The 21,781-nt window shown below is 72.5% G+C and carries 21 protein-coding genes; 12 read left to right on the forward strand and 9 right to left on the reverse strand.

The window, feature by feature from the left end; all coding sequences use genetic code 11:
• Positions 1 to 85: 85 nt before the first annotated feature.
• A complete protein-coding gene (locus ACFC96_RS22675) occupies positions 86 to 679 on the forward strand; it encodes a TetR/AcrR family transcriptional regulator (protein WP_376256832.1) in 594 nt (197 codons plus the stop codon).
• A gap of 154 nt (positions 680 to 833) precedes the next feature.
• Complete coding sequence (locus tag ACFC96_RS22680) at positions 834 to 2,774, forward strand: AMP-dependent synthetase/ligase (RefSeq protein WP_376613830.1); 1,941 nt, start codon at positions 834 to 836, stop codon at positions 2,772 to 2,774.
• On the opposite strand, the gene ACFC96_RS22685 is transcribed toward ACFC96_RS22680, so the two are convergent.
• The 3 genes from ACFC96_RS22685 to ACFC96_RS22695 all read right to left on the reverse strand — a co-directional run bounded on the left by ACFC96_RS22685 (position 2,762) and on the right by ACFC96_RS22695 (position 6,041).
• Positions 2,762 to 3,307, reverse strand: coding sequence for a TetR/AcrR family transcriptional regulator (locus ACFC96_RS22685; protein ID WP_376613832.1), 546 nt, complete (start codon positions 3,305 to 3,307; stop codon positions 2,762 to 2,764). The genes ACFC96_RS22680 and ACFC96_RS22685 overlap by 13 nt on opposite strands.
• 107 nt (positions 3,308 to 3,414) lie before the next feature.
• A complete protein-coding gene (locus tag ACFC96_RS22690) occupies positions 3,415 to 5,073 on the reverse strand; it encodes a phytoene desaturase family protein (RefSeq protein WP_376613834.1) in 1,659 nt (552 codons plus the stop codon).
• Positions 5,070 to 6,041, reverse strand: coding sequence for an ACP S-malonyltransferase (locus ACFC96_RS22695; protein ID WP_376613836.1), 972 nt, complete (start codon positions 6,039 to 6,041; stop codon positions 5,070 to 5,072). Before ACFC96_RS22695 ends, ACFC96_RS22690 begins: the two co-directional genes overlap by 4 nt.
• Before the next feature lie 240 nt (positions 6,042 to 6,281).
• Between ACFC96_RS22695 and ACFC96_RS22700 the strand changes: the two genes are divergently transcribed.
• The 5 genes from ACFC96_RS22700 (at position 6,282) to ACFC96_RS22720 (ending at position 9,836) form a co-directional block, all read left to right on the forward strand.
• Entirely contained in the window at positions 6,282 to 6,572 is a 291-nt protein-coding gene (locus ACFC96_RS22700; protein WP_376256331.1) for an acyl carrier protein, read from the forward strand.
• Positions 6,565 to 7,803 carry a beta-ketoacyl-[acyl-carrier-protein] synthase family protein gene (locus tag ACFC96_RS22705; protein ID WP_376256329.1) on the forward strand — a complete coding sequence of 413 codons (1,239 nt, stop codon included), beginning with the start codon at positions 6,565 to 6,567 and terminating at the stop codon, positions 7,801 to 7,803. Before ACFC96_RS22700 ends, ACFC96_RS22705 begins: the two co-directional genes overlap by 8 nt.
• Positions 7,800 to 8,909 (forward strand): beta-ketoacyl synthase N-terminal-like domain-containing protein, encoded by a 1,110-nt coding sequence (locus ACFC96_RS22710; RefSeq protein ID WP_376613838.1) that lies wholly within the window; start codon positions 7,800 to 7,802, stop codon positions 8,907 to 8,909. The genes ACFC96_RS22705 and ACFC96_RS22710 overlap by 4 nt, the downstream gene beginning before the upstream one ends.
• Before the next feature lie 88 nt (positions 8,910 to 8,997).
• The gene (locus ACFC96_RS22715; RefSeq protein ID WP_376256325.1) at positions 8,998 to 9,423 is read left to right on the forward strand and encodes a MaoC family dehydratase N-terminal domain-containing protein; all 426 of its coding nucleotides are present in this window, start codon (positions 8,998 to 9,000) and stop codon (positions 9,421 to 9,423) included.
• Entirely contained in the window at positions 9,420 to 9,836 is a 417-nt protein-coding gene (locus ACFC96_RS22720) for a MaoC/PaaZ C-terminal domain-containing protein (RefSeq protein WP_376256324.1), read from the forward strand. Before ACFC96_RS22715 ends, ACFC96_RS22720 begins: the two co-directional genes overlap by 4 nt.
• On the opposite strand, the gene ACFC96_RS22725 is transcribed toward ACFC96_RS22720, so the two are convergent.
• From ACFC96_RS22725 to ACFC96_RS22745, 5 genes are all read right to left on the reverse strand, one after another.
• Positions 9,739 to 11,145, reverse strand: a complete 1,407-nt coding sequence (locus ACFC96_RS22725; protein WP_376613840.1) for an MFS transporter — start codon at positions 11,143 to 11,145, stop codon at positions 9,739 to 9,741. The two genes, ACFC96_RS22720 and ACFC96_RS22725, sit on opposite strands and share 98 nt — an antisense overlap.
• Before the next feature lie 93 nt (positions 11,146 to 11,238).
• Entirely contained in the window at positions 11,239 to 11,682 is a 444-nt protein-coding gene (locus ACFC96_RS22730) for an ester cyclase (protein WP_376256320.1), read from the reverse strand.
• 34 nt (positions 11,683 to 11,716) lie between these two features.
• Positions 11,717 to 12,421 carry a 3-oxoacyl-ACP reductase FabG gene (gene fabG, locus ACFC96_RS22735; protein ID WP_376256318.1) on the reverse strand — a complete coding sequence of 235 codons (705 nt, stop codon included), beginning with the start codon at positions 12,419 to 12,421 and terminating at the stop codon, positions 11,717 to 11,719.
• Positions 12,422 to 12,425: 4 nt separating this feature from the next.
• Positions 12,426 to 13,115 (reverse strand): HAD family hydrolase, encoded by a 690-nt coding sequence (locus ACFC96_RS22740; RefSeq protein WP_376613842.1) that lies wholly within the window; start codon positions 13,113 to 13,115, stop codon positions 12,426 to 12,428.
• The gene (locus ACFC96_RS22745; RefSeq protein ID WP_376256314.1) at positions 13,112 to 14,104 is read right to left on the reverse strand and encodes an AfsA-related hotdog domain-containing protein; all 993 of its coding nucleotides are present in this window, start codon (positions 14,102 to 14,104) and stop codon (positions 13,112 to 13,114) included. Before ACFC96_RS22745 ends, ACFC96_RS22740 begins: the two co-directional genes overlap by 4 nt.
• 225 nt (positions 14,105 to 14,329) lie before the next feature.
• Between ACFC96_RS22745 and ACFC96_RS22750 the strand changes: the two genes are divergently transcribed.
• The gene (locus ACFC96_RS22750; RefSeq protein ID WP_116512916.1) at positions 14,330 to 14,974 is read left to right on the forward strand and encodes a MerR family transcriptional regulator; all 645 of its coding nucleotides are present in this window, start codon (positions 14,330 to 14,332) and stop codon (positions 14,972 to 14,974) included.
• Between the two features lie 11 nt (positions 14,975 to 14,985).
• Here the strand turns inward: ACFC96_RS22750 and ACFC96_RS22755 are convergent, their stop codons facing one another.
• Positions 14,986 to 15,633: a class I SAM-dependent methyltransferase gene (locus tag ACFC96_RS22755; protein ID WP_376256312.1), complete on the reverse strand. Its 648-nt coding sequence runs from the start codon at positions 15,631 to 15,633 to the stop codon at positions 14,986 to 14,988.
• Positions 15,634 to 15,797: 164 nt separating this feature from the next.
• Here ACFC96_RS22755 and ACFC96_RS22760 point away from each other — a divergent pair, with 164 nt between their 5' ends.
• The 4 genes from ACFC96_RS22760 (at position 15,798) to ACFC96_RS22775 (ending at position 21,673) form a co-directional block, all read left to right on the forward strand.
• Positions 15,798 to 16,430 carry a DedA family protein gene (locus tag ACFC96_RS22760; RefSeq protein ID WP_376256310.1) on the forward strand — a complete coding sequence of 211 codons (633 nt, stop codon included), beginning with the start codon at positions 15,798 to 15,800 and terminating at the stop codon, positions 16,428 to 16,430.
• A 155-nt stretch (positions 16,431 to 16,585) separates the two neighbouring features.
• Positions 16,586 to 18,781, forward strand: a complete 2,196-nt coding sequence (locus tag ACFC96_RS22765) for an MMPL family transporter (RefSeq protein ID WP_376256308.1) — start codon at positions 16,586 to 16,588, stop codon at positions 18,779 to 18,781.
• On the forward strand, positions 18,778 to 19,734 hold the full coding sequence (locus ACFC96_RS22770) for a hypothetical protein (RefSeq protein WP_376613844.1): 957 nt from the start codon (positions 18,778 to 18,780) through the stop codon (positions 19,732 to 19,734). The genes ACFC96_RS22765 and ACFC96_RS22770 overlap by 4 nt, the downstream gene beginning before the upstream one ends.
• Before the next feature lie 745 nt (positions 19,735 to 20,479).
• The gene (locus ACFC96_RS22775; RefSeq protein WP_376613845.1) at positions 20,480 to 21,673 is read left to right on the forward strand and encodes a lactonase family protein; all 1,194 of its coding nucleotides are present in this window, start codon (positions 20,480 to 20,482) and stop codon (positions 21,671 to 21,673) included.
• Positions 21,674 to 21,781 lie beyond the last annotated feature (108 nt).

Below are 21,781 nucleotides of genomic sequence, written 5' to 3' on the forward strand. Positions count from 1 at the left end.
GGAGCCTTCCGGGGTGCGGGGCGGCGGACCGGGCGCCGTCACCGGCCGACGGCGCCGTGTCCCGCGCCGCGAGCGCGAACAGCAGATGATCGACGTCGCCGTGCGGGTCTTCGCCAAGCGCGGGTACCACGCCGCGTCCGTCGACGAGATCGCCGAACTCGCGGGTGTCTCCAAGCCGATGGTCTATCTCTATCTCGACTCCAAGGAAGGGCTGTTCCTGGCCTGTCTGCGCCGGGAGTCGGACCGGCTCGTCGCCGCGTTCCAGGGGGCGGCGCGGGCGGGCGGCGAGCCCGAGGAGCGGCTCCACGCGGGCCTCGTCGCGTTCTTCGCGTTCGTCGCCGGACACCGTGACTCCTGGGTCGTCCTGCACCGTCAGGCCTCCGAGCTCAGCGCCGCCATCGCCGCCGCGGTCGCGCAGGCGCGCCGGGCCGTCATGGCCGAGGTCGCGGCCCTGGTCGGGGACGGCATCGCGGACAGCGGGCGGGGAGCCCTGCTCGACGCCGAGGACGCCGACTTCGTGGCGCACGCGCTCGTCGGCGCCGCGGACGCGCTCACCGACTGGATGGAGCGCCACCCGGGCCAGTCGCCGGAAGGGATCGCGCTGCGGCTGATGAACATGGTGTGGGTGGGGATGCGGCACGTGCTCGACGGTGAGGTCTGGACCCCGCGCGACGCCTGACCGCGCAGGATCCCTCACCCGCCCGCGCCGTTCGGTCACGTCAGGCCCATTGAATTTCCCTTACGCGTGAGTAAGTTGACGGCCGAGTAAGTCTGCAAGTCTGCGTGGGACGAGCGAGACGCAGGGATCACGTCAGCCGCGACCTGGAGCCGTCATGGGCGTACGCAAGGATCTTCAACGGGCACAGCAGCGCAGCGACTTGACGGGCCGGGCCACCGTCGAGACCGTCAAGGACGCGCACGGAACCGTGCGCGAGGTGCGCACCGTCGCCCTCGCCGCGGACCCCGGCGGGAGCACGCCCGCCGACATCCCCTTCACGAACGCCGCCGAGGCGCCCGACGCCGTGGTCCTGCGGCGCAAGGAGGGGGACCACTGGCGTCCCGTCACGGCGGCGGCCTTCGCGCGTGAGGTCACCGCGGCGGCCAAGGGACTGATCGCGGGAGGCCTCGAACCCGGCGGGCGCGTCGCCCTCATGTCCCGTACGCGCTACGAGTGGACTGTCCTCGACTTCGCCATCTGGGCGGCCGGCGGGCAGACCGTGCCCGTCTACGCCACCTCGTCGGCCGAACAGATCGAGTGGATCGTCCGGGACTCGGGCGCACGCCACCTGATCACCGAGACGCCCGAGAACACGGCCACCGCGCGGGCCGCGCTCGCCACGCTGCCCGAGGAGGAACGGCCGCGCTGCTGGGAGCTGGACGCGGGCGCCGTACTCGAACTCGCCACCCTGGGGCGGGAGGTGGACGACGACGAGGTGGCCGAGCGGCGCGCCGCCCTCACCCCCGACGGCGTCGCGACCGTCTGCTACACCTCCGGCACCACCGGGAAGCCGAAGGGCTGCGTCCTCACCCACGCCAATCTGCACGCCGAGGCCGCGAACACGGTGGAGCTGCTGCACCCCATCTTCAAGGAGGTGACCGGACAGGTCGCCTCGACGCTGCTGTTCCTTCCCCTGGCGCACATCCTCGGCCGCACCCTCCAGATCTCCTGCATGCTCGCCCGTATCGAACTGGGCCACTGCCCCGGCATCAAGCCCGACGAGCTGCGGCCTCAACTGCGCTCCTTCCGGCCGACGTTCGTCGTCGGGGTGCCGTACCTCTTCGAGAAGATCCATGACACGGGCCGGGCCACCGCGGAGAAACTCGGCCGCGGAGCGTCGTTCGACCGGGCCGACCGGATCGCGGTGAACTACGGCGAGGCACACATGGCCCGCCTCCTCGGCCGCGGCGGCGATCCCCGCGGCAACGGCCCGTCCCTCGGCCTCCGCGCCGCCCGCGGCCTCTACGACCTGCTGGTGTTCCGCCGTGTGCGCAAGGAGCTCGGCGGGCGCCTGCGCTACGCGATCAGCGGCGGCTCCCCCCTCGACCGGCGCCTCAACCTCTTCTTCTACGCCGCCGGGATCCTCGTCTACGAGGGCTACGGCCTGACGGAGACCAGCGCCGCCGCCACGATCACCCCGCCGCTCGCCCCGCGTCCCGGGACGGTCGGCCTCCCGGTGCCGGGCACGGCCGTGCGGATCGCCGACGACGGGGAAGTGCTCGTCAAGGGCGGCATCGTGTTCGGCGGATACCGCAACAACCCCGAGGCGACGGCGGACGTGCTCGACGACGGCTGGTTCGCCACCGGTGACCTCGGGGCCCTCGACGAGGACGGCTATCTCACCATCACCGGCCGCAAGAAGGACATCATCGTCACCTCCGGAGGCAAGAACGTCTCGCCGGCCGTCCTGGAGGACCGGCTGCGCAGCCGCCCGCCGGTCGGCCAGTGCATGGTCGTGGGCGACAACCGTTCCTACGTCGCCGCGCTGATCACGCTGGAGCCGGAGGCGGTCGCGCACTGGCTGTCCGTACGGAAGATGCCCGCCGACACCCCGATGGCCGACGTCGTCCGTGACTCGCGGATGATCGCGGCGGTGCAGCAGGCCGTCGACTATGCGAACGAGGCGGTCTCGCGGGCCGAGTCCATACGTGAGTTCGCCGTGGTGGACGGCGAGTTCACCGAGGACAACGGGCTGCTCACCCCCTCGTTGAAGATCAAGCGGCATGCCGTCGCGGCCGCGTACGAGCGGGAGATCGAGGACCTCTACCGGGGGTGACCGCCCGCCGTCGGCATCGGAATCGCCGTCGGCATCGGAATCGCCGTCGCGACCGGGGCCGCGGTCGGGGTCCGGCGTGGGGGTGCCGCGGCCGGCAGGACATGGGCGAACAGCGCGGCGCGTTCGGCGGGCGTGGCGCCCGTGCGCTCGCCGGCCAGGTCCCACAGATCCAGCCAGCCGCGGCGGAGCCGCGCGGCGAACGCTTCCTGGCCCGGTGACGCGGCCGTGGCGGCGGCCTGGAGCAGCATGAGGGCGACGTCCCGGTCGGCGCGCGCCTGCGCGACCGCCCGGGACATCCCCTCCAGGGTCGCGGGCGCCTCGCCCAAGGCCTGGGCGAGGCGCTGGAAGCAGCGGTCGGTGGCCGCCTCGAACAGGGCGTGCTTGGTCGGGAAGAACCGGAACAGGTACGGCTGCGACACCCCGACCCGCCGCGCGATCGCCGCCGTCGACGTGCCGTGGTACCCGCGCCCGGCGAACTCGACGCAGGCGGCCCGCACGACGGCCTCCCGCCGCTCGCCGGCGCTCAGCCGCATCGCGTGCCCACCCCGCACCGCCCGCTCACGCCTGCTCGGCAGCGGTCGATGCGGGCCACGATCACAGGGGAATGCATCGGTGGTCTCCCGTCTCCTTGGGGGGCGGCTCAGAGCAGGACGTCGTCTCCCCTGGACCCGTCCAGCGGGTCCCAGTCCTCGCCTCGCTCCGGGAGCAGGGACGGGTCCGACAGGACGGATCCGGTGTGCACCTCGTGCATCAGGCGGCGGTCCAGGATCCGGCCCGCGCAGGCGATGCCGCTGACCGCCGACCCCGTGATGCCGTTGCCGAAGCGGGTGTCCGCGCCGGCGATGTAGAGGCCCTCGACGAAGGTCGCCGAGTCCGGGCGGGCCCCGGCCGCGCCCCAGTGCGCCATGCCGAAGGGCGTACCGCCGCTGGAGAGCGTGTAGCGCTCGTGGGTGAGGGGCGTCGCGGTCTCCAGGTGCGTGATGTGCCCGCGCAGCGGGCCGAGCAGCTCCTCCGCCGCGTCCAGGACCGCGTCCGTGAGGCGGGCCTTCTCCTTCTGGTAGGCGGGGTTGCGGCGGTACTTCTCGCCGTCCGCGGGGCCCGTACGCACACCCCACTGCTCGAATCCGGGCGGGCACAGCGTCATCAGCTGGAAGTTGGAGTGGCCCGGAGGGCAGATACGGGGGGTGACGTCGTCCTTGCCGGAGGCGAACGACGCGAAGAGGAAGTCCGAGCCGCCCTTAACGGTGCCGGCGCGCAGCCCCGCGTAGAACCGCTCGATGTCGTCGCCGCGGTACCACCACAGGTTGGCGTGCTGGTCGATGTCCCGGTCGAGGGCCACGTAGACGGCCGCCCAGGGGAGCGCCATCCGCGCGTCGCGCGTCTTGGCGGCGAGGCGGCGCGGCAGGTTCCGCGCGCCGACGAGGTCCAGCATGGTGCGCCGGTAGTCGGCGTTCGAGACGACGACCGGGGCGAGGGCGCGGCTGCCGTCGGCGAACTCGACGCCGCGCGTGCGGCCCTCCTCCACGGCGATCCGCGTCACCCTGCTGTACGTGCGCAGCGCGCCGCCGTGCGCGCGGATCACTTCGAGGAGCCCGGCCGCGAGCATCTGGCCGCCGCCCTGCGGGTAGTAGGCGCCCCGGATGTAGTGGTCGGTGACCGTGGCGTGCAGCGCGACGGTCGCCTCGTCGGGCGCCATGCCGTAGTTGGGCGACTGGGCGGCGAGCAGCGTACGGGCCTGTCTCGACAGGCCGCAGTGGTCGAACAGCTCGGCCAGGGTGCGGCGCCCCCAGGCCACCGACTGCGGTGCGCGCCGCGGGAGTTCGGACATGGGAAGGTCCTCGGCGGCGACGATCGCGTCCCGCCGCTCGGTGCCGAGCCCCGCCACGACGTCGAGGAACGTGTCGATCCCCGCCGCGTCGGACGGGCACGCCTCCTGGAGCCGCTTGCGGTACGTCACCCAGTCCGCCGGCATGTCGAGCGTGGCGCCGGGGATCACGATGCGGTCGAAGCCGTCCGGGTTCATCTCTCGGTACGTGAGCCGCTCGCGCAGGCCGAGCCCGTCCAGGACCGCCGGCAGCAGGCCGTCCGGGCCGCAGTCGCCGAGATAGTGCACGCCGACATCGAACTCGTAGGCGCGGCGCCTGCGGAACACATGGCTGTTGCCACCCGCGACGCCGCCTTGCTCGGCGACGAGGACCCGCTTTCCGCAGGCCGCGAGATACGCGGCGCAGACGAGACCACCGATGCCGGAGCCGACGACGACCGCGTCCCAACTCTCCGTGTTCTGCGTGGAGTTCATGCCACGCTCCGGGTCGGCGTCGACGGGAGCGGGGTCGGCACCGCGGGCAGCTGCCCCGGTTCGCCGACCGTGAGCCGGGAGACGCGCGGCGCGGTCTTGCGGGCCAGGCCCGTGAGCGTACGGCCGGGACCGATCTCGACGAACATGTCGCAGTGCAGCTCGTCGGCCATCGTGCGCACCGAGTCGGTCCAGCGCACCGGCGACGTCAGCTGCCGCTTCAGGAGCTCGGGCCAGCCGTCGGAACCGCGGTGGGGGCGGGCGTCGACGTTCGCCACGACCGGCGCGAAGCCGTGCAGGAACTCGGTGCCCGCCAGCGTCCGCGCGAACGACACGGCGGCGGGAGCCATCAGCGGTGTGTGGAAGGCGCCGCCCACCGGGATCGACACGACACGCGTCGCCCCCAGCTCCACGGCCACCGCCGCGCACCGCTCCACGGCGCCGGCCTCGCCCGAAAGAACCGTCTGCTGAGGCGAGTTGAGGTTCGCGACCCAGACCCGGCCGCCGTCCTCACGCACCGACGCGGCGGCCTTCTCCAGGTCACCGGCGGGCAGGCCGAGCACCACGGCCATCGTGCCCGGTGCGTCCGCGCACGCCTTGCGCATCGCCTCGCCGCGCGCCGCGACGAGCCGCACACCGTCCTCGAAACCGATGACGCCGGCCGCGACGAGCGCCGCGTACTCGCCGAGGCTGTGGCCCGCGCAGACCAGGGGGCGGCCCGCGGCGGGCAGGACCTGCCGCAGCTCGCTCAGGATCACCATCTCCAGGACGAACGTGGCGAGCTGCGCGTTGTCGGTGCGCCGCAGGTGTGCGTCGTCGGCGCGGAGCAGCAGCTCCACCACGTCACGCCCGGACACCTCGCTCGCCCGCTCGGCCAGGAACCAGCCGGGGCTGGACGCCCACGGCCGGCCCATGCCCGCCTGCTGCGCGCCCTGCCCCGGAAACACCAGAGCCAATCGCGGACCTGTCATGTCGTCCATCGCCTTCTTCTGTCTCCCGGAATTACGGCTACGGCGATGATTCCAGAGGGATTTGGAACCGCCGTAGAGGGCAGATAAAAGGTCTCCGAATACCCGCGCTGGGCGGGGGAGAAGCCTTTGCTGTCACTTTCGGGGAATGTCCTGCCTCTTTCGTTGGGCGCCCCTTGTCCGGCCCGCTCCGGCCCGCTTACGTTCCCTTCGTCAAGGCAGCAGGCGATGAGAGGAACCCACATGACTCAGCAGACCGTGGCGTCGGCGGCCGGCTACCACGAGCAGGTGAGCCGGATCGTCATCGAGGAACTCGAACTGGAAGAGGGAGAGCTGACGGACGGTGGTCATTTCATCGACGACTACGACAGCGACTCGCTCTCCCTCATCACCGTGGTCTCCCGAATAGAGAAGGAATTGGGAGTCGCCATTCCGAAGGACACCCTCGGTGATCTGGTGAATCTGCGCCTCCTCGTCGACGCCGTCGCGCAGCACGCGGGGGACCAGCAGTCGGGGGAGAGCGCGAATGGCTGACACCGCCGGTGCGGCGCGCCCCTCGCGCCGCGTCGTCATCACCGGACTCGGCGCGGTGTCGCCCGTAGGCATCGGCGCCGACGTGTTCGCCGCCGCCGTCCGGGCGGGCGTCGACGGCACCGCCCCCATCGAGTCCTTCGACGCGAGCGCCTTCCCGCGCCGCAAGGCCGGCGAGGTCCTCGACTTCGAGCCCGCCGACCACCTCAAGCGGCTCGACCCGCCGCGCTGGGGTCGCAGCGGCCTGCTCGCGGCGGCCGCCGCCCGGCTCGCCGTCGCCGACGCAGGCATCGACGAGGAGCAGCTCGACACGGCCCGCGCGGGCGCCGTCATGGGCACCACCAGCGGCGAGTCCGCAGTCGTCCAGGCGCTCGCCGAGCAGTGGATCGAGGGCGGTCTCGCCTCGATCGACGGCGAACTCGCGGGCCAGACACCGGCGTCCAGGATCGCCAACGCGGTCAGCGCCGAACTGCGCCTCACCGGCGAGACGCAGACCATCCCGACCGCCTGCTCCGCCTCCAACTACGCGCTCGGCTACGCCTACGACCTGGTGCGCAGCGGCGAGGCCGAGGTGATGCTCGCGGGCGGCGCCGACGCCGTCAACCGCCTCACGCACGCCGGGTTCTACGCGCTCGGCGCGATGGCCGAGGACGTGCCGCGGCCCTTCGCCGCCGACCGCTCCGGCATCGTCACCGGCGAGGGCGGCGCCGTCCTCGTCCTGGAGACGTACGAGCACGCCGTGGCCCGCGGCGCCCGGATGTACGCGGAGATCCTCGGCTACGCGGCCAACTGCGACGCCGCCCACATGGTGCACCCCGACGCGACCAGCATCGCCGCGGGGATCAGGGCCGCGCACGAGGCGGCCGGTGTCGAGCCCGCGCAGATCGACTACATCTGCGCGCACGGCACCGGCACACCGACGAACGACTCCACCGAAGTGGCCGCCGCCCGAGAGGTGTTCGGCGACCGCATCCCGCCGATCAGCTCCATCAAGTCGATGCTCGGCCACACCATGGGCGCCGCGTCCGGCTTCGGCGCGATCGCCTGCTGCAAGGCGTTCGAGCAGGACTTCCTGCCGCCCACGGCCCACGTCACCGAGCCCGACCCGGCGCTCGGCGAGGGCGTCGACTGCGTGCCCGGCGTCGGCCGCGAGGCCCGCCTGGACATCGTGCAGAACCACGGGTTCGCCTTCGGCGGGAACAACGTCATCACCATCCTGGGGAGGGTCTCGTGACGACCGCGACTGCGACCGCGGCCACCACCGCCGTCGCGACCGCCGCACCGCTCTACGTCACCGGCGCCGGAGTCGTCTCCGCGGCCGGGTACGGACTCGCCCCGCTCGGTGAACTCCTGGCCGGACAGGTCGAGTTGGAGAAGACCCCGGTCGGTGAGGACGCCGAGGCGTACCCGCCGCGCCCCGTCCGCGCCGTCCACGGCTTCGACGTCAAGGCGCACCTGGGCCGCAAAGGCACCAAGTACCTCGACCGGCTCACCTCCTTCGGCCTGGTGGCCTGCAAAGAGGTGCTCGAAGGGGCGGAGGTGAGCGGTGGCCGCACCGGCGTGGTGCTCGCCACCAACACCGGCTCCGTGTCGACCCACAGTTCCCTCCTGTACGACACGCTGACCCTGGAGAAGCCGTACCTGGTGAACCCGGGCCAGTTCCCGAACACCGTCATGAACAGCACCTCCGGGCAGATCGCCATCCGCAACGGCCTGCGCGGCCTGAACGCCACGGTCGCCGGCGGTCAGACCGCCTCGCTGCTCGCGTTCCGGCACGCGCGCCTCGCGCTCGGCCTCGGCCGCGCCGAGCGGCTCCTCGTCGGCGGCGTGGAGGAACTGAGCGCCCCGGCGGCATGGGCGTGGCACCGCACCGGGGTGCTCCGCGAGGGCGCGGCACTCGGTGAGGGCGCGGCCGTCTTCACCGTTCAGCAGGACCCTGCGGAGGGGGCCCTGGCCGAACTCCTCGCGTGCGAGGTGCGGTTCACACCGGACCCGCGGCAGTACGCCGAAGGTCTCGCGAACGCCGTCTCGCGGGCCCTCGACCGCAGCGGGATCCGCCCCGAGGAGGTGACGGCCGTCTCCCTCGGCGCCGCCCATCACCGCGGCCTGGAGCGGATCGAGGAGCGCGGCGTGCGGGCCGCGCTCGGGGGCGGACTGCCGCGCGCCGTACGGGTCGCCGATGTGCTCGGCGAGACGTACAGCGCCAGCGGCGCGCTGCAGCTCGCCGCCCTCCTCGCCCTGTGGCGGGCCGAGCCGCCGGCCTCGCCGGTGACGGCGCTCGTCACCTCCGTGGGCCGGGACGGCAACGCCGCGGCCCTGGTGGTGCGCAGCCCCCGCTGAGGCCTGCCCCGATGACGGCAGCGGCGCCCGCGAGTCTCCCCGCGGGCGCCGCTGCCTTTTTTCGTCCACCGCCCCTGAAGGAGCCCGTATGCCCGCCGCCGCCCTCGACCCGGCCTGCGCAGGCCGCACGTATCCGCCCACCGAGCCGTACGAGGTGGGCCGCGAGAAGATCAGGGAGTTCGCCGCCGTCCTCGGGGCGCCGGCCGGTGACGGCGCCGTCGCGCCGCCCACCTTCCCCATCGTGCTCTCCCTGCACGTCATGAAGCAGATCCTCGACGATCCGGACCTCGGCTTCGACTTCGCGCGGGCCGTCCACCGCGACCAGCGCTTCGAGTCGGTCCGTCCGGTGCGCGCCGGGGACCGGCTCACCGTCACCGTCGAGATCGTCGCCGCCGAGACGGTCGACGGGAACGACGTCGTCACCCTGCGCGGACACCTGCGCGAGGCGGACGGCGGCGCGCCCGTGTGCACGACGACCTCGACCCTCGTCTCCCGTAAGGAGGAAGCCGCATGAGCCAGGCACCGCAGCCCGGGGACCGGCTGCCCACCCGCACCTTCCGCTACACCCGCGAGCGGCTCGTGGCCTACGCCGCCGCGTCCGGCGACCACAACCCCATCCACTGGTCCGACTCCCGCGCCGCGGCCGTGGGCCTGCCCGGTGTCATCGCGCACGGCATGCTCGGCATGGGCGTCGCCGCGACCGCCGTCACCGGGTGGGCGGGCGAGCGGGCCACCCTCATCGAGTACGGCACCCGCTTCACCCGCCCCGTCCTCGTCCCCGACACCGCCGACGGCGTGGACCTCACCGTCGACGGCACCGTGGGCGACGTCAGGGAAGACGGGACGGTTCGGGTCGATCTGACAGTGCGCTGTGGGGAGCAGAAGGTACTGGCGCGGACGCGCGCGGTACTGGCGTACGACCGATAGCGAGCCCCGCGAACGCCCCGGCGAACACCACGGCGGCCCCCGTCAGCACCGCGCTGCGGAGGCCGCCGTGCGTGTACACGGCGGTCAGGACGGCGATGCCGAGGGCGCCGCCGAACTCACGGATCGTGTTGTTCACGCCGGACGCGAGATTGTGCTCGTGCTCCGCGACCGAGCCGATGACCGTCGCCGGGTTCGCCGCGAACACGAGACCCATGCCGACGCCCGCGAGGACCATGGCGCCGACCATCTGCCCGTACGCCAGACCGGGCTTCGAGATCAGCGCCAGCCACACCAGCGCGACCGCCTGGAGCAGACACCCCGCCGCCTGGAGCGGACCGCCGCCCACCCGTCCGACCAGCGCGCTGGCCAGCGGCACGATCACCATGGGCGCAGCGGTCCACGGCAGCGTACGCAGACCCGCCTCGAACGGCGAGTAGCCCATCGGGCCCTGCATGAACTGCGCCAGGAAGAAGATCGCGCCGAACACCCCGAAGTACATGGTCAGGGCCAGCGCGTTGCTCAGCATGAACGGGCGTACCCGGTAGAGGTGCAGCGGCGCGAGAGGCGTCGGGGTGCGCCGCTGCCACCGGGCGAAGCCGGCGAACAGCGCGGCGGACACGGCGAGTCCGGCCAGCGGGCGCACGGCGGCCCAGCCGCTGTCGGCCGCCTGCACGATGCCCCACACGGCCGCCACCACCGCACCCGTGACGAGGGCGATGCCCGGCACGTCGAGGCGGCGCGGCGCGCCCCTGGACTCGCGGATCGCCCACAGGGCGAGGGGGAGGGCGACGGCGCCCACCGGCACGTTGATCCAGAAGATCCAGTGCCAGTCGAGGCCCTGCGTGACCAGGCCGCCGGCCATCGGGCCGAGCGCGATGCCCAGGCCGTTGACCCCGCCCCACACACCGACCGCGAGCGGCCTGCGCTCCGGGGCGACGGCCGCGACGGCCAGCGTCAGCGAGACCGGCAGGACGGCCGCGGCCCCCGCCCCCTGCACGACGCGGGCGGCGACGAGCAGGCCCGCCGAGTCGGAGAGCGCGCACGCAGCGGACGCGACGGTGAAGAGCCCGATGCCCCACACGAAGACGCGCCGCCGGCCGATCCGGTCGCCGAGAGCCGCTCCCGCGAGCAGCAGCCCGGCGAACGCCAGGATGTATCCGTTGACGACCCACTGGAGGCCGGACTGGCGCACCCCCAGGTCACGGGAGATGACGGTCAGCGCGTTGGTCACGACGAGGTTGTCGACGGCCACCATGAACATGGGCAGCGAGGTCGCGATCAGCGCCCACGCCGCCCCCTTTGCTCGCACGATGTCTTTCCTTCCTTACGGCTCGGGGACGCGCGGAGGCCGCCGGCCCTCGATCGAGAGGTCCGGCGGCCTGGCCCGCGCACAGGAACGGCGTTACGCCTGCGTGCCCGCCGGCGGCAGCTTCAGCTCGACGGCGCCGATCTGCGCCAGCAGGAACAGGTCCTGGCGGCAGGCCCAGTGCTCGTGCACCAGACCGTCGTCACCGACGCGGTAGATGTGGATGTGCTCGACGTCGACCTTGTTGCCGGTGCCCTCGAAGCCGAGGAAGTCGCCGGTGTGGATGCCGGTGAAGCGCACCCGGATGACGGCCTTGTCGCCGTCGGCGAACGAGTCGATGTGGTCCCAGCTCGCCTCGGAGAACACGGAGTTCATCCAGCGGGCGGTGCCGAGGTAGCCGGCGGGGCCGCCGGGGGTGCCGGGCGGGGCCTCGTAGTCGACGAAGCCGGGGGCGACCAGCTCGTGGGCGACCTTCTCGTCGAGGTCGTTGAAGATCCTGCCCATCTGCTGGGCGATCTCCAGAACGGTGGCGTTGGACATGGAGTTCCTTTCCTCTGTGGGGAGTCGGTGGGGTTCAGTGGCCGACGCCGAGGCCGCCCGTGACCGGGAGGATCGCCGCCGTGACGTACGAGGCCTCCTCGCTCGCCAGGAAGCGGACGGCGGCCGCGACCTCGTCCGGGGTGCCGGCCCGGAACAGGGACGTCTGGCCGAGGACGTGCTGACGCCGGGCGTCGGTGACGTCCTTGACCATGTCGGTCTCGATCAGGCCGGGCGAGACGACGTTGACCGTGATGTTGCGGCGGCCCACCTCGCGGGCGAGCGAGCGGCCGAAGCCGATCAGCCCGGCCTTGGACGCGGCGTAGTTGGTCTGGCCGGGGGCACCCGCCATCGCGCTCATCGAGGACATGAGGACGACCCGGCCCCAGCGGGCCTTGAGCATGTCCGGCACGACCTCCCTGGCGACGGTCACCGCCGACATCAGGTTCGTCTCGATGACGGCGCGGAAGTCCTCGTCCTCCATGCCGACGAGGAGCTCGTCGCGGGTGATCCCGGCGTTGGAGACGAGCACCTGGATCGGCCCGTGCTGGATGCGGGCCTCGTCGACCGCGCGCCGCACGGACGCGGGGTCCGTCACGTCGCAGCGCACCCCGAACAGGCCCTCGGGCGGCTCACCGGTGCGGTACGTGACGGCGACCTTGTCGCCCTGTTCGGCCAGGGCGCGGGCGGTGGCGAGGCCGATGCCCCGGTTCCCGCCGGTGACGAGCACGGAACGGCTCACGGAGTCAGCTCCTAGGGGTGTGGGACGGGGCCGCGGACAGGAGGGCGTCGAGCCGCTCCGCCGCCTCGGCCGTGTCGGTGAAGTGGATCGCCTGCCAGCCGGCCGCCTCCGCGCCCGCGCAGTTGTGCGCCAGGTCGTCGACGAGCACGCAGTTCTCGGCCGGCACCCCGGCCCGCTCGGCGGCGAGGGCGAACATGCCGGGCGACGGCTTGCGGTGGCCGACCTCGAAGGACAGCAGGACGTCGTCGAAGAGCTCCGCCGGGTCGACCATGCGGCGCCAGTGCGCGTCCCAGGTCGGCACCATGTTGGAGAGCATCCCGACGAACGCGCCGCGCTCGCGCGACGTGCGCAGCGCCGCCACCCACGCGTGGTTGGTCTCCCGCCCGTCGAACCAGGCGTCGGCCAGCGTCGTCAGGTGTACGCCGGCCACGCCGTGGTCGGCGGCGAGTACCTCGGAGACCTGCGCGAGCCACTCCTCCTCGGAGACGAGAGGGGTGTCGATCGGCTCCATGACGTCGCTGGTGCCGTAGCGGGCGGTCACCTTGCCGAGCGCCTGCTGAAGGGCCTGTGGATCGATGCCCTGCGCCGTGCAGAAGGTGCCCATCGTGTGGGCGATCGGCGGCGTGAGGACCCCGCCGAAGTCGGTCCAGACGGCGAGGCGCCGGGGCGCCCGCGCGTCCTGCGCGCTGCTCACAGCTCACTCCCGGGTGCGACGGTGACGGTGACGTGCGCGATCTCGGCGTCGCCCTGGAGGAAGCGCACGGGGGTCTGCGTCCGGCCGCCGTCCGCGCGCGTCCGCGGCGCCTCGGCGTGCACCGGCTCGTCGAGCTCCGCGAACCGCGAGAAGCGCGCCTCGAACCCGACGGCGTACGTCGTCCGCGGCTCGCCCGTGGACAGCAGGGCCAGCTGCCGCGCCGCCTCGACGAGGGTCATCGCGGGCAGGTGGTCGTAGACGTGGTCGAACAGCGCGCGGTTGTCGAAGCGCGGGGTGACCTCGGCCGAGACCGCGGCGGGGGACGTCTCGGGGCGGGACAGGACGACGTTCAGCGGGTTGCCGCGGCCCACGCGGGCGGGTTCGGCCTGCCCGCTGTCGTCCACGGCGGCCCCGTGGTCGCAGAAGTCCGAGGTGAGCGGGGCGGGCGTGCCGCGCTGGGCGTGCCGCAGGACCTCGTTCTCGTGCTGGTTGAGGAAGAGCACGTCCATCTCGTGCTCGCCGACCTCGGTGTCGTCGACGAAGTACCGCTGGGCGACCTTGCCCTTGCGGTAGCGGCCGCGCCGCGTCGGCTGCCCGATGTACTCGGTGTCGATACGCAGCCGGCCGGGCTCCGGGCCGACGACCAGTTCCTTGAGCCCGTACAGGTCGAGCCGGAACGTGTCGACGATCATCGTGGTGCCCTTGGAGAGTCCGATGTGCGCGTGCGACCCGGCGATGGCCGCCTGCCGCCCCGACTCCAGGAGCAACAGCGCGTCGTAGACCGCCGGACGCTGCACATGGTCGCTGTAGTAGCCGTGGGTGAGCGGGAGTTGGACCGCGGAGCGGACCTTCTTGGCGGCCAGCGCCCTGATGTCCGTGACGAAGACCTCGGAGACCGCGGCCCGGTGGACCAGGGAGCGGTCGACGGTGCGCCCGTAACTGAGTTCGGCGGGCGCCGAAGGAATGTCCGGAGCCACGTGTGTGGTCATACCTGTTTCCTTTGGCTGGGGTCCCTCGAAGACTTCTCGCGCGGACATCTCGTGAAGACATCCGGTGAGGCTTCCGTCTGAGCGGAGGGGTTCGCTGCCGAATGAGCGTCGCAGGGGCGCATGGAAGCGCGATGGCGCGGGAATTCAACGGCGATAAAAGCGTCTTCGCATTTCCGTGCGCCGGGCGGGGAGCAGGCCGCGGGGAAAGCGCAGTATCCTCATGGAATGCGTATCGGAGAGCTGGCGCGGCGTACCGGAGTTCCGGTCCCCACCATCAAGTACTACTCGCGCGAGGGCCTGTTGCCCCCGGGTGAGCGCACCAGCCCGAACCAGGTCGCGTACGACGATTCCCATGTCCGCAGGCTCAAGCTGATCCGGGCGATGCTGGAGGTCGGCGGCCTGTCCATCGCCGCCGCGCGTGATGTCCTGTCCGAGGTCGACTCCCCGACCCGCACGGTCCACGGCATGCTCGGCGTCGCCCAGTCCGCGGTGACCAGGGCCGCCGTCGAGCGGGGCACCGACGAGGACCGGGAGCGGGCCGAGGGGGAGGTCCGTGAACTCGTGCTCCGGCACGGCTGGGCGGCCAAGCCGGAGAACCCGGGCTGGCAGGCGCTCGTCCAGATCGTGCTGACCTACCGCGACCTCGACCGGGGTGACCTGCTCACCCTGCTCGACAAGTACGCCGCCGCGGCGGGGGAGTTGGCGGTCGCCGAGCTCGGCGCGCTCGCCGATGTGCCCAGCGCCGACGGCAAGGTCGAGGGCGTCGTCCTCGGCACGGTCCTCGGCGACGCGGCCATGGCGGCGCTGCGCCGGATCGCCCAGGAGGACGCCTCCGGCCGGATCCGCAGCGGGCGCAGGCACAGCGCGTAGCCCTCGCCGGCTCACCCGGCGTACGCCAGCAGCGGCGCCACGGGCGCCAGATGGTGCACATGGGCGGGCGGCAGATTCCCCAGCACCGTCTCCGTGCGGAACCGGTGCCTGTCCAGGGTGCGCCCGAGGACGGCCTGCACCGCGAGGGTCCGCTCGCGCGCCCCTCCCGTCGTGAACACCCGGCGCAGCGGCGGCATCCCCGCGTAGGCGAAGAACGACAGGGTCCCGCCGGGACGCAGCGCCGCGAGGAGTCGGCCGAAGATGTCCTCGACCGTGCCCGCGTCGAAGTTGGCGAACGGCAACCCGCACACGATGGTGTCGTAGCTGCCCAGTTCGTGTTCCTGCACGAGCCCGGTGAGCAGCCGCACCCGCTCGTCGCCGCCGTAGTCGCGGTGCAGGAGCTCGGCGAAGCGGGGGTTGGCCTCGACGAGGTCGAGGGTGTCCAGGGCGCCGAGCGAGGCCCTGACGCGCCGGGTCACGGCGCCCGTGCCGGGGCCGACCTCGAGCACCGCGCGGGCGCGGCCGGGGCTGGGGATCACATAGCGGGTCAGGGCCCGCGCCAGCAGGGGACTGCTGGGCGCGATGGCCCCGGTGTCCCGGCGGGTGCGGGCGAACTCTCGGAGGAACAGCGTCACATCGGTCATGGCCACCTGCGTCATTAGTGATAGTGAAACTATCGATAGCGTAGGTTACTGTTGGAGCTCAGGACACGCCCAGCCGCTGCCCACAGCGACGCTAATGGGCCTCTGACCTGGGAACACGCCTCACCAAAGACCCAGCGCATGCCTCCAAAGAGGCATCGGGCCCAGGGAAAGGGAGACCGATGGACTTCGCCTCACTCATGTCGTGGGTCGACTTCACGTCCGGCCTGTCCACCCGGATGTCGGGCGCCGCCTGCTGGGCGTACGCGATCCTCGCGGTCACCACGCTGCCGCCCCTGCTGCCCAACGCGGTGCTCCTGGTCACCGGCGGGATGCTCGCCGCGCGCGGCGAGATGTCCCTCGTCCTGGTCCTGCTCTCGGTGGCCGGCAGCGCGCTCGCCGGTGACGTCCTCATCCACCGCTTCGGCCGGTCCGCCGGCCGCAGGGTGCGCGGCGGCGCCGCGGGGCGCGGACGCAGGGGCGAGCTGTTCGACTGGGCCGCGGGGCGGGTGCAGCGCGGCGGGATCCCGTTCGTCGTCGGCGTCCGCTTCCTGCCCAGCGGGCGCCTCCTCGGCGGGCTCGCGGCCGGGGCGGCGCGCTACCCCGCCGGCAAGTTCGCGATCGGTGCCGCACTCGCCGAAGTCGTCTGGGCCGCCTACTCGGTGGGCGTGGGCTACTTCGGCGGAGCGGTCAGCGACGACCCCGTGTACTCCGTGGCGATAGGCCTCGGCCTGTCCGTCGCCGTCGGCGCGGTCGCGGCACTGGCCCAACGCAGGGCGACCGCCACGGCCGCGGATGTCCCGAAGGGGGCATAGCGCCTTCCCCGAAACGCGAATGTCGGACGCCCGCCTCTCCTGAAAGCCTCGGAATTCGTGTGCTGCGCAACGGAATTCACCGCAGCCACCCCCTGCCGACGTCACATGAAACAGACGCTCGCCACACGCCATTTGATTGATTCAGGGAGACAGAAGTGTTTGCCGCTATCGGAAAGTTCACCGCGCGGCGCCGGAAATGGGTCGTCATCGCGGCAGTCGTCTTCACGCTGTTCGCCGGCGTGTGGGGCACCGGGGTCTTCGGCTCGTTCACCGGCGGCGCCGGCTTCGACGACCCGGCCAGCGAGTCCGTACAGGCCGACAAGGTCCTGGACGGCCCGCTGGGCCGCGAGTCCAACGACCTCATCGTCCTGTACGAGTCGAAGGACAAGAACGCCACGGTCGACTCCTTCGGCGCGGCCGTCCGCGCCGCGCTGGACGACGTCCCGCGCGCCGGCATCGCCCGCCTGGACTCGTTCTGGCACCCCGGCACCCAGAGCCCGAGCGCGTACGTGTCCAAGAACGACCGACAGACGTACGCGACCGTCCAGTTCACCAGCGACGACGACCAGAAGCAGGTCGAGGCGCTGGAGAAGATCAAGGACGACTTCGCGGTCGACGGCGTCACCGTCCGCTACGGCGGCGTCGCCGCGATGACCGACCAGGTCAACACCCTCACCGGCTCGGACATCGCGCGCGCCGAGATGCTGTCGGTCCCGATCCTCCTGATCCTCCTGGTCCTGATCTTCCGCAGCGCGATCGCGGCGCTCCTGCCGCTGGCCGTCGGCTCGTTCGTGGCCCTGGGCTCCTTCGTCGTGCTCCGCGTCCTGACGATGTTCACGGAGATCTCCAGCACTGTCATCAACGTCATCACGATCCTCGGCCTCGGTCTTGCGATCGACTACGCGCTCTTCCTCGTCAACCGCTTCCGCGAAGAGCTCCACGCGGGCGCCGACGTCGACACGGCCGTGGAGCGCGCCACCGCGACGGCGGGCCGCACGGTCGCCTTCTCCGGCATCGCCGTGGCGATCTCCTTCGCGGGACTGGCCTTCTTCCCCTCCCGCTTCCTCTCCTCGATGGGGTACGCGGCGGTCGCCGTGGTCGCGTTCGCGGTGGTCGGCTCCCTCACCCTCCTGCCGGCGCTCCTGCGCTACACCGGGCACAGCATCGACAAGTGGCGTATCCCGCTGGGCGGCCGGAACCGTGCCCCCAAGCCGGAGAAGGAGGGCCGCTGGTACCGCACGGCCCACGCGGTCATGCGCAAGCCGCTGATCTCCTCGCTGGCGATCGTCGCCGTCCTCGTCGGACTCGGAGCCCCGCTCCTCGGCGTCAACTGGGCGCGCCCCGGCGAGTGGGTGCTGCCCTCGGACGCCGACGCGAAGGTGGTCAGCAAGACGCTCGCATCAGACTTCGGGACGAACCCCGCACAGATCATGACCTCGGTCGTCCAGGGTTCCACCGGCCCGGTGGACCGCGCCGAAGTGACGGCCTACGCGGCCAGGTTGGCCAAGGTCGACGGAGTGGCCTCGGCGACCCCGACCGCCTTCGAGGGCGACGACGCGCGCATCACGCTCCGCTACACGCCGGACGCCATGTCCGACGCCGCGCAGAGCATGGTCCACGACCTGCGCGCCACGACGCCCCCCGCCGGCGCGGACACGCTCCTGACGGGCATGCCCGCGTCCCGGGTCGACATCGTCGGCATGATCGGCGAACGCCTCCCGTGGATGGCCCTGTTCGTGGCCGTTGTCTCCTTCTTCGTGCTCTTCCTGGCCTTCGGCTCCCTGCTGCTCCCGCTGAAGTCGGTGATCCTCAACCTCCTCTCGCTCCTGGCCGCGTTCGGCGCGATCAAGTGGATCTTCCAGGACGGCCACCTCTCGGGCCTCCTGGGCTTCGAACCGATCGGAGCGGTGGACGCCAACTTCCCGGTCCTTGTCGTGGCGATCGCGTTCGGACTCGCCATGGACTACGAGGTGTTCCTGCTCTCCCGCGTCCGCGAGGAGTGGGAGGTGAGCGGTGACCCGGTCGAGTCGGTGGCACTGGGCGTCCAGCGCACGGCCAAGATCATCACGAGCGCGGCACTGCTGCTCGTCGTGGTCGTCGGCGGCTTCATGGCCTCCTCGATCCTCTTCATGAAGATGATCGGGGTCGGCCTGGTCATCGCGGTCCTCGTCGACGCGACGATCGTACGAGGCCTGCTGGTACCCGCGACGATGGCGCTCCTCGGCCCATGGGCCTGGTGGGCACCGGCCCCGCTGGCGCGCTGGTGGTCCAAGTACGGCTTCCGCGAGTCCTCGGCCCCACCGCCCCCGCCCGCGCCCGCCCCGGCGCCGCGCACCGAGGCGCTGCGGTGACGTTGCCCTCCGCAGGACGGTCGGGTGAGGCGCCTGCCCCGCCCGCCCCCCGAACCGGGACGGCCGGCAACCCCGGTCCGGCCGTCCCTTCCGGCGCGCCGCGCCCCGGCCCCGTCACTCCCCCGTCGACGGCAACCCGGGGCGCGGCGTCCCCCCGCACCGATGACGAGCCCCTCCCGGGGGACCGGGCCGCACGCGCCGGGAACGACCGGGACGACCGGCTCGCGCTCGCCGGAATCATCGCGGCCGGCGTCACCGCGGTGCTCGCCGCGCTCTTCGGGGACTGGGGAACCTGGACCGCGCCGTTGGGCGACGGCCTGCCCGGATTCCCCCTCGCGTGGGGAGTGACGGCGGGACCGCCGGTCGTCCTCATAGGGCTGGCAGGCGTGTTCGTGGCCTGGGCGGGCGCGCCCTCCTTCGCACGGACGTGGGCGCACACCGCCGCCGCGCTGGCAGCGGCCACCGGTCTCCTGGCCCTGTTACGGCTGCCCGTGGGCCCCGACACCACGTGGGCGGCGCTGGCCGAGGCCTCGCACGCGGGCCTGTTCGGCGTGCTCGCGGGCTGGGCCCCGGCACTGGCGGCGCTGGCTGTCACCCGACGGCGCGCGGACGGCCGTACGGGACTCACCCCGTATGTCTGGGTGACGGCCCTGGCGGCCATGGCGCCTCTGCTCGTCCTGGCCGCCGGTACGGCGTGGAGCAGCCCGGCCCACGCGACCCTGTGCACCGCGTCGGAGTGCATCAGCCCGCGCGCAGGCCTCCTCTTCACCGGCGAAGTCACCCTCCGCCTGGCCCTGCCCGCCTGGGCGGCGGCGATCGCCGTACTGGCGGCGGCCCGCCGGGCACCCCGGTTCCGCAACCTGCGCGCGACCTGGCAGATCCTCCTGGCCCTGGTGGCGGCGGGCTCAGCGATCCTGCTGGCGCCCGGACTGGTACTCGGAGCCGAGATCTGACGCGCGGGCCCATGGCCCGGCCACCCACCGACGAGAGGGGCCACGGCCCCACCGACGGATGGGCAGCGTACGAGAGGCCGGGCGACGGGGAGGAGACACCCCACCGAACGATCAGCTGCGTACGAGACGTGCGCGGCCGGGAAGGCGGAGAGTCCCACGGCCGATCAGCCGCGTACGACACGAGCCCTCGCGCACAGCGAGGGGCAGCGCCAGCGAACGATCAGCTGCGTACGAGACACGTGCGGGGCCGGGAAGGCGGAGAGTCCCACCGGCGATCAGCCGCGTACGAGACGAGCCGCTGTGCAGAGCGAGGGGCAGCGCCACAGAACGAGCAGCCGCGTACGAGACACGTGCGCGGCCGGGAGGGCAGCGAGTCCCACCGGCGATCAGCCGCGTACGAGACGAGTCCTCACACAGAGCGAGGGGCAGCGCCACCGAATGATCAGCCGCGGACGAGACGTGCGCGGCCGGGAGGACACCGAGTCCCACCGGCCGTGAGACGCCGACGAGACGGGAGGGGACGTGGGGGCATGTGCGCGCGCAGCCACCAGCACCACGTACCGGCGATCAGCTCGCCGACGTACACCCGTAGAACAGCGAGCACGTACATGCCCCCGCGGCCCCGCACCCGAAAACACCACGGCCGAGGACAGCCGGCACAGCAATCGATGCCGAAGCCCAAATCCACCACTCGTCGCCATGACGCTGCCCCGACCATCCCTCCACGACAACGGAGAGCCGAACCATGAACGCGACGCACCACCCAGACCGCCGAAGGCTACTCGCAGCATCCGCGGCCGGAGCCGTCGCCGCGCTGGCCTGGGCCGGAACCACCGCCGTCGCGGGTGACGCCCCGCGCCCCCGCGCCAGACGCGCGTACATCGGCGGTTTCACGCTCGGCGAGTACGGCCTGCCGGGCCTCCCCGGCATCGGTATCGCCCGGGTCGGCGCGGCCGGACAGCTCGAACCCACCGGCTGGCAGCGGGACATCGTGAACCCCTCCTACCTCGCCCTCGCCCCGAACCACCGCCACCTGTACGCGGTGAGCCAACGCCCCGGCGGCGCCACCGGCTCGCTCCACGCGTACCGCATCGACGGCGACCGGCTGCACCCTCAGGGCCCACCGCGCTCCAGCCACGGCGCCGCCCCCGTCCACCTGGCCGTGCACCCCGCCGGCCGCTTCCTGCTCACCGTGAACTACGACTCGGGCCACCTCGCCGTCCTGCCGGTGCACCCCGACGGCTCCCTCGGCGAAGCCGTCCAGGTGCTTCGCCACCACGGCCACGGCCCGCACCCGCAGGAACAGCGCGGCCCCCACCCGCACATGATCGCCTTCGACCCCACGGGCCGCCGCGTCCTCGTCCCCGACAAGGGCAACGACCACATCTACGTCTACGACTTCGACAGCCGCACGGGCCGTCTAGAGCTCGCTGACCGGACCTGGGCCGGCCGCGGCATCGGCCCACGCCACCTCGTCTTCCACCCCTCCGGCAAGCTGGCCTACGTCACCAACGAACTGGGCCACTCCGTGACCGTCCACGCGTACGACGCGCCCACGGGCCGGCTCACGCCGGTCTCGCACGCCTCCGTGGCCCCGCCCGGCATCAACCCGCGCAACGCCCCCTCCGCCGTCCACCTCACGCGAGACGGCGGCACCCTGGTGACCGCAGACCGGGGCCTCGACACGGTCGAGTCGTTCCGCGTGGAGAACGCGGGCCGCACCCTCACGCTCCTCGCGTCGCAGCCGGTCACAGCGAAGGCTCCGGGGACCCGCTGGCCCAGGGACGTGGCACTCGACGCGTCGGACCGGTTCGTCTACACGGCGAACCAGGCGGGCCAGTCGGTCAGCGCGTTCCGCCTGGACCCGGCCACGGGCCGCTTCGCCCCGGCGGCCCCGCCCCTCCGAGTGGCGAGCCCCAGCTGCGTACTTCTGGCGTAGACCGCAACGCGAGCAGCCCGCAACGCAAGACACGCCACGACACGAGTGAGGGGCGACTCCCGGATCCGCAGATCCGGGAACCGCCCCTCACTCACAGGCACGCACTCA

Source organism: Streptomyces sp. NPDC055955 (assembly GCF_042270245.1).
In the GTDB taxonomy this organism is placed as follows: Bacteria; Actinomycetota; Actinomycetes; order Streptomycetales; family Streptomycetaceae; genus Streptomyces.

Coding starts and splice junctions, on each gene's coding strand:
- ACFC96_RS22720 (WP_376256324.1), top strand. CDS start 9,420: ATGAGCCAGGCACCGCAGCCCGGGGACCGGCTGCCCACCCGCACCTTC.
- ACFC96_RS22690 (WP_376613834.1), bottom strand. CDS start 5,073: ATGAACTCCACGCAGAACACGGAGAGTTGGGACGCGGTCGTCGTCGGC.
- ACFC96_RS22760 (WP_376256310.1), top strand. CDS start 15,798: ATGGACTTCGCCTCACTCATGTCGTGGGTCGACTTCACGTCCGGCCTG.
- ACFC96_RS22695 (WP_376613836.1), bottom strand. CDS start 6,041: ATGACAGGTCCGCGATTGGCTCTGGTGTTTCCGGGGCAGGGCGCGCAG.
- ACFC96_RS22685 (WP_376613832.1), bottom strand. CDS start 3,307: ATGCGGCTGAGCGCCGGCGAGCGGCGGGAGGCCGTCGTGCGGGCCGCC.
- ACFC96_RS22775 (WP_376613845.1), top strand. CDS start 20,480: ATGAACGCGACGCACCACCCAGACCGCCGAAGGCTACTCGCAGCATCC.
- ACFC96_RS22700 (WP_376256331.1), top strand. CDS start 6,282: ATGACTCAGCAGACCGTGGCGTCGGCGGCCGGCTACCACGAGCAGGTG.
- ACFC96_RS22730 (WP_376256320.1), bottom strand. CDS start 11,682: ATGTCCAACGCCACCGTTCTGGAGATCGCCCAGCAGATGGGCAGGATC.
- ACFC96_RS22750 (WP_116512916.1), top strand. CDS start 14,330: ATGCGTATCGGAGAGCTGGCGCGGCGTACCGGAGTTCCGGTCCCCACC.
- ACFC96_RS22755 (WP_376256312.1), bottom strand. CDS start 15,633: ATGACGCAGGTGGCCATGACCGATGTGACGCTGTTCCTCCGAGAGTTC.
- ACFC96_RS22675 (WP_376256832.1), top strand. CDS start 86: ATGATCGACGTCGCCGTGCGGGTCTTCGCCAAGCGCGGGTACCACGCC.
- ACFC96_RS22680 (WP_376613830.1), top strand. CDS start 834: ATGGGCGTACGCAAGGATCTTCAACGGGCACAGCAGCGCAGCGACTTG.
- ACFC96_RS22715 (WP_376256325.1), top strand. CDS start 8,998: ATGCCCGCCGCCGCCCTCGACCCGGCCTGCGCAGGCCGCACGTATCCG.
- ACFC96_RS22705 (WP_376256329.1), top strand. CDS start 6,565: ATGGCTGACACCGCCGGTGCGGCGCGCCCCTCGCGCCGCGTCGTCATC.
- ACFC96_RS22745 (WP_376256314.1), bottom strand. CDS start 14,104: ATGACCACACACGTGGCTCCGGACATTCCTTCGGCGCCCGCCGAACTC.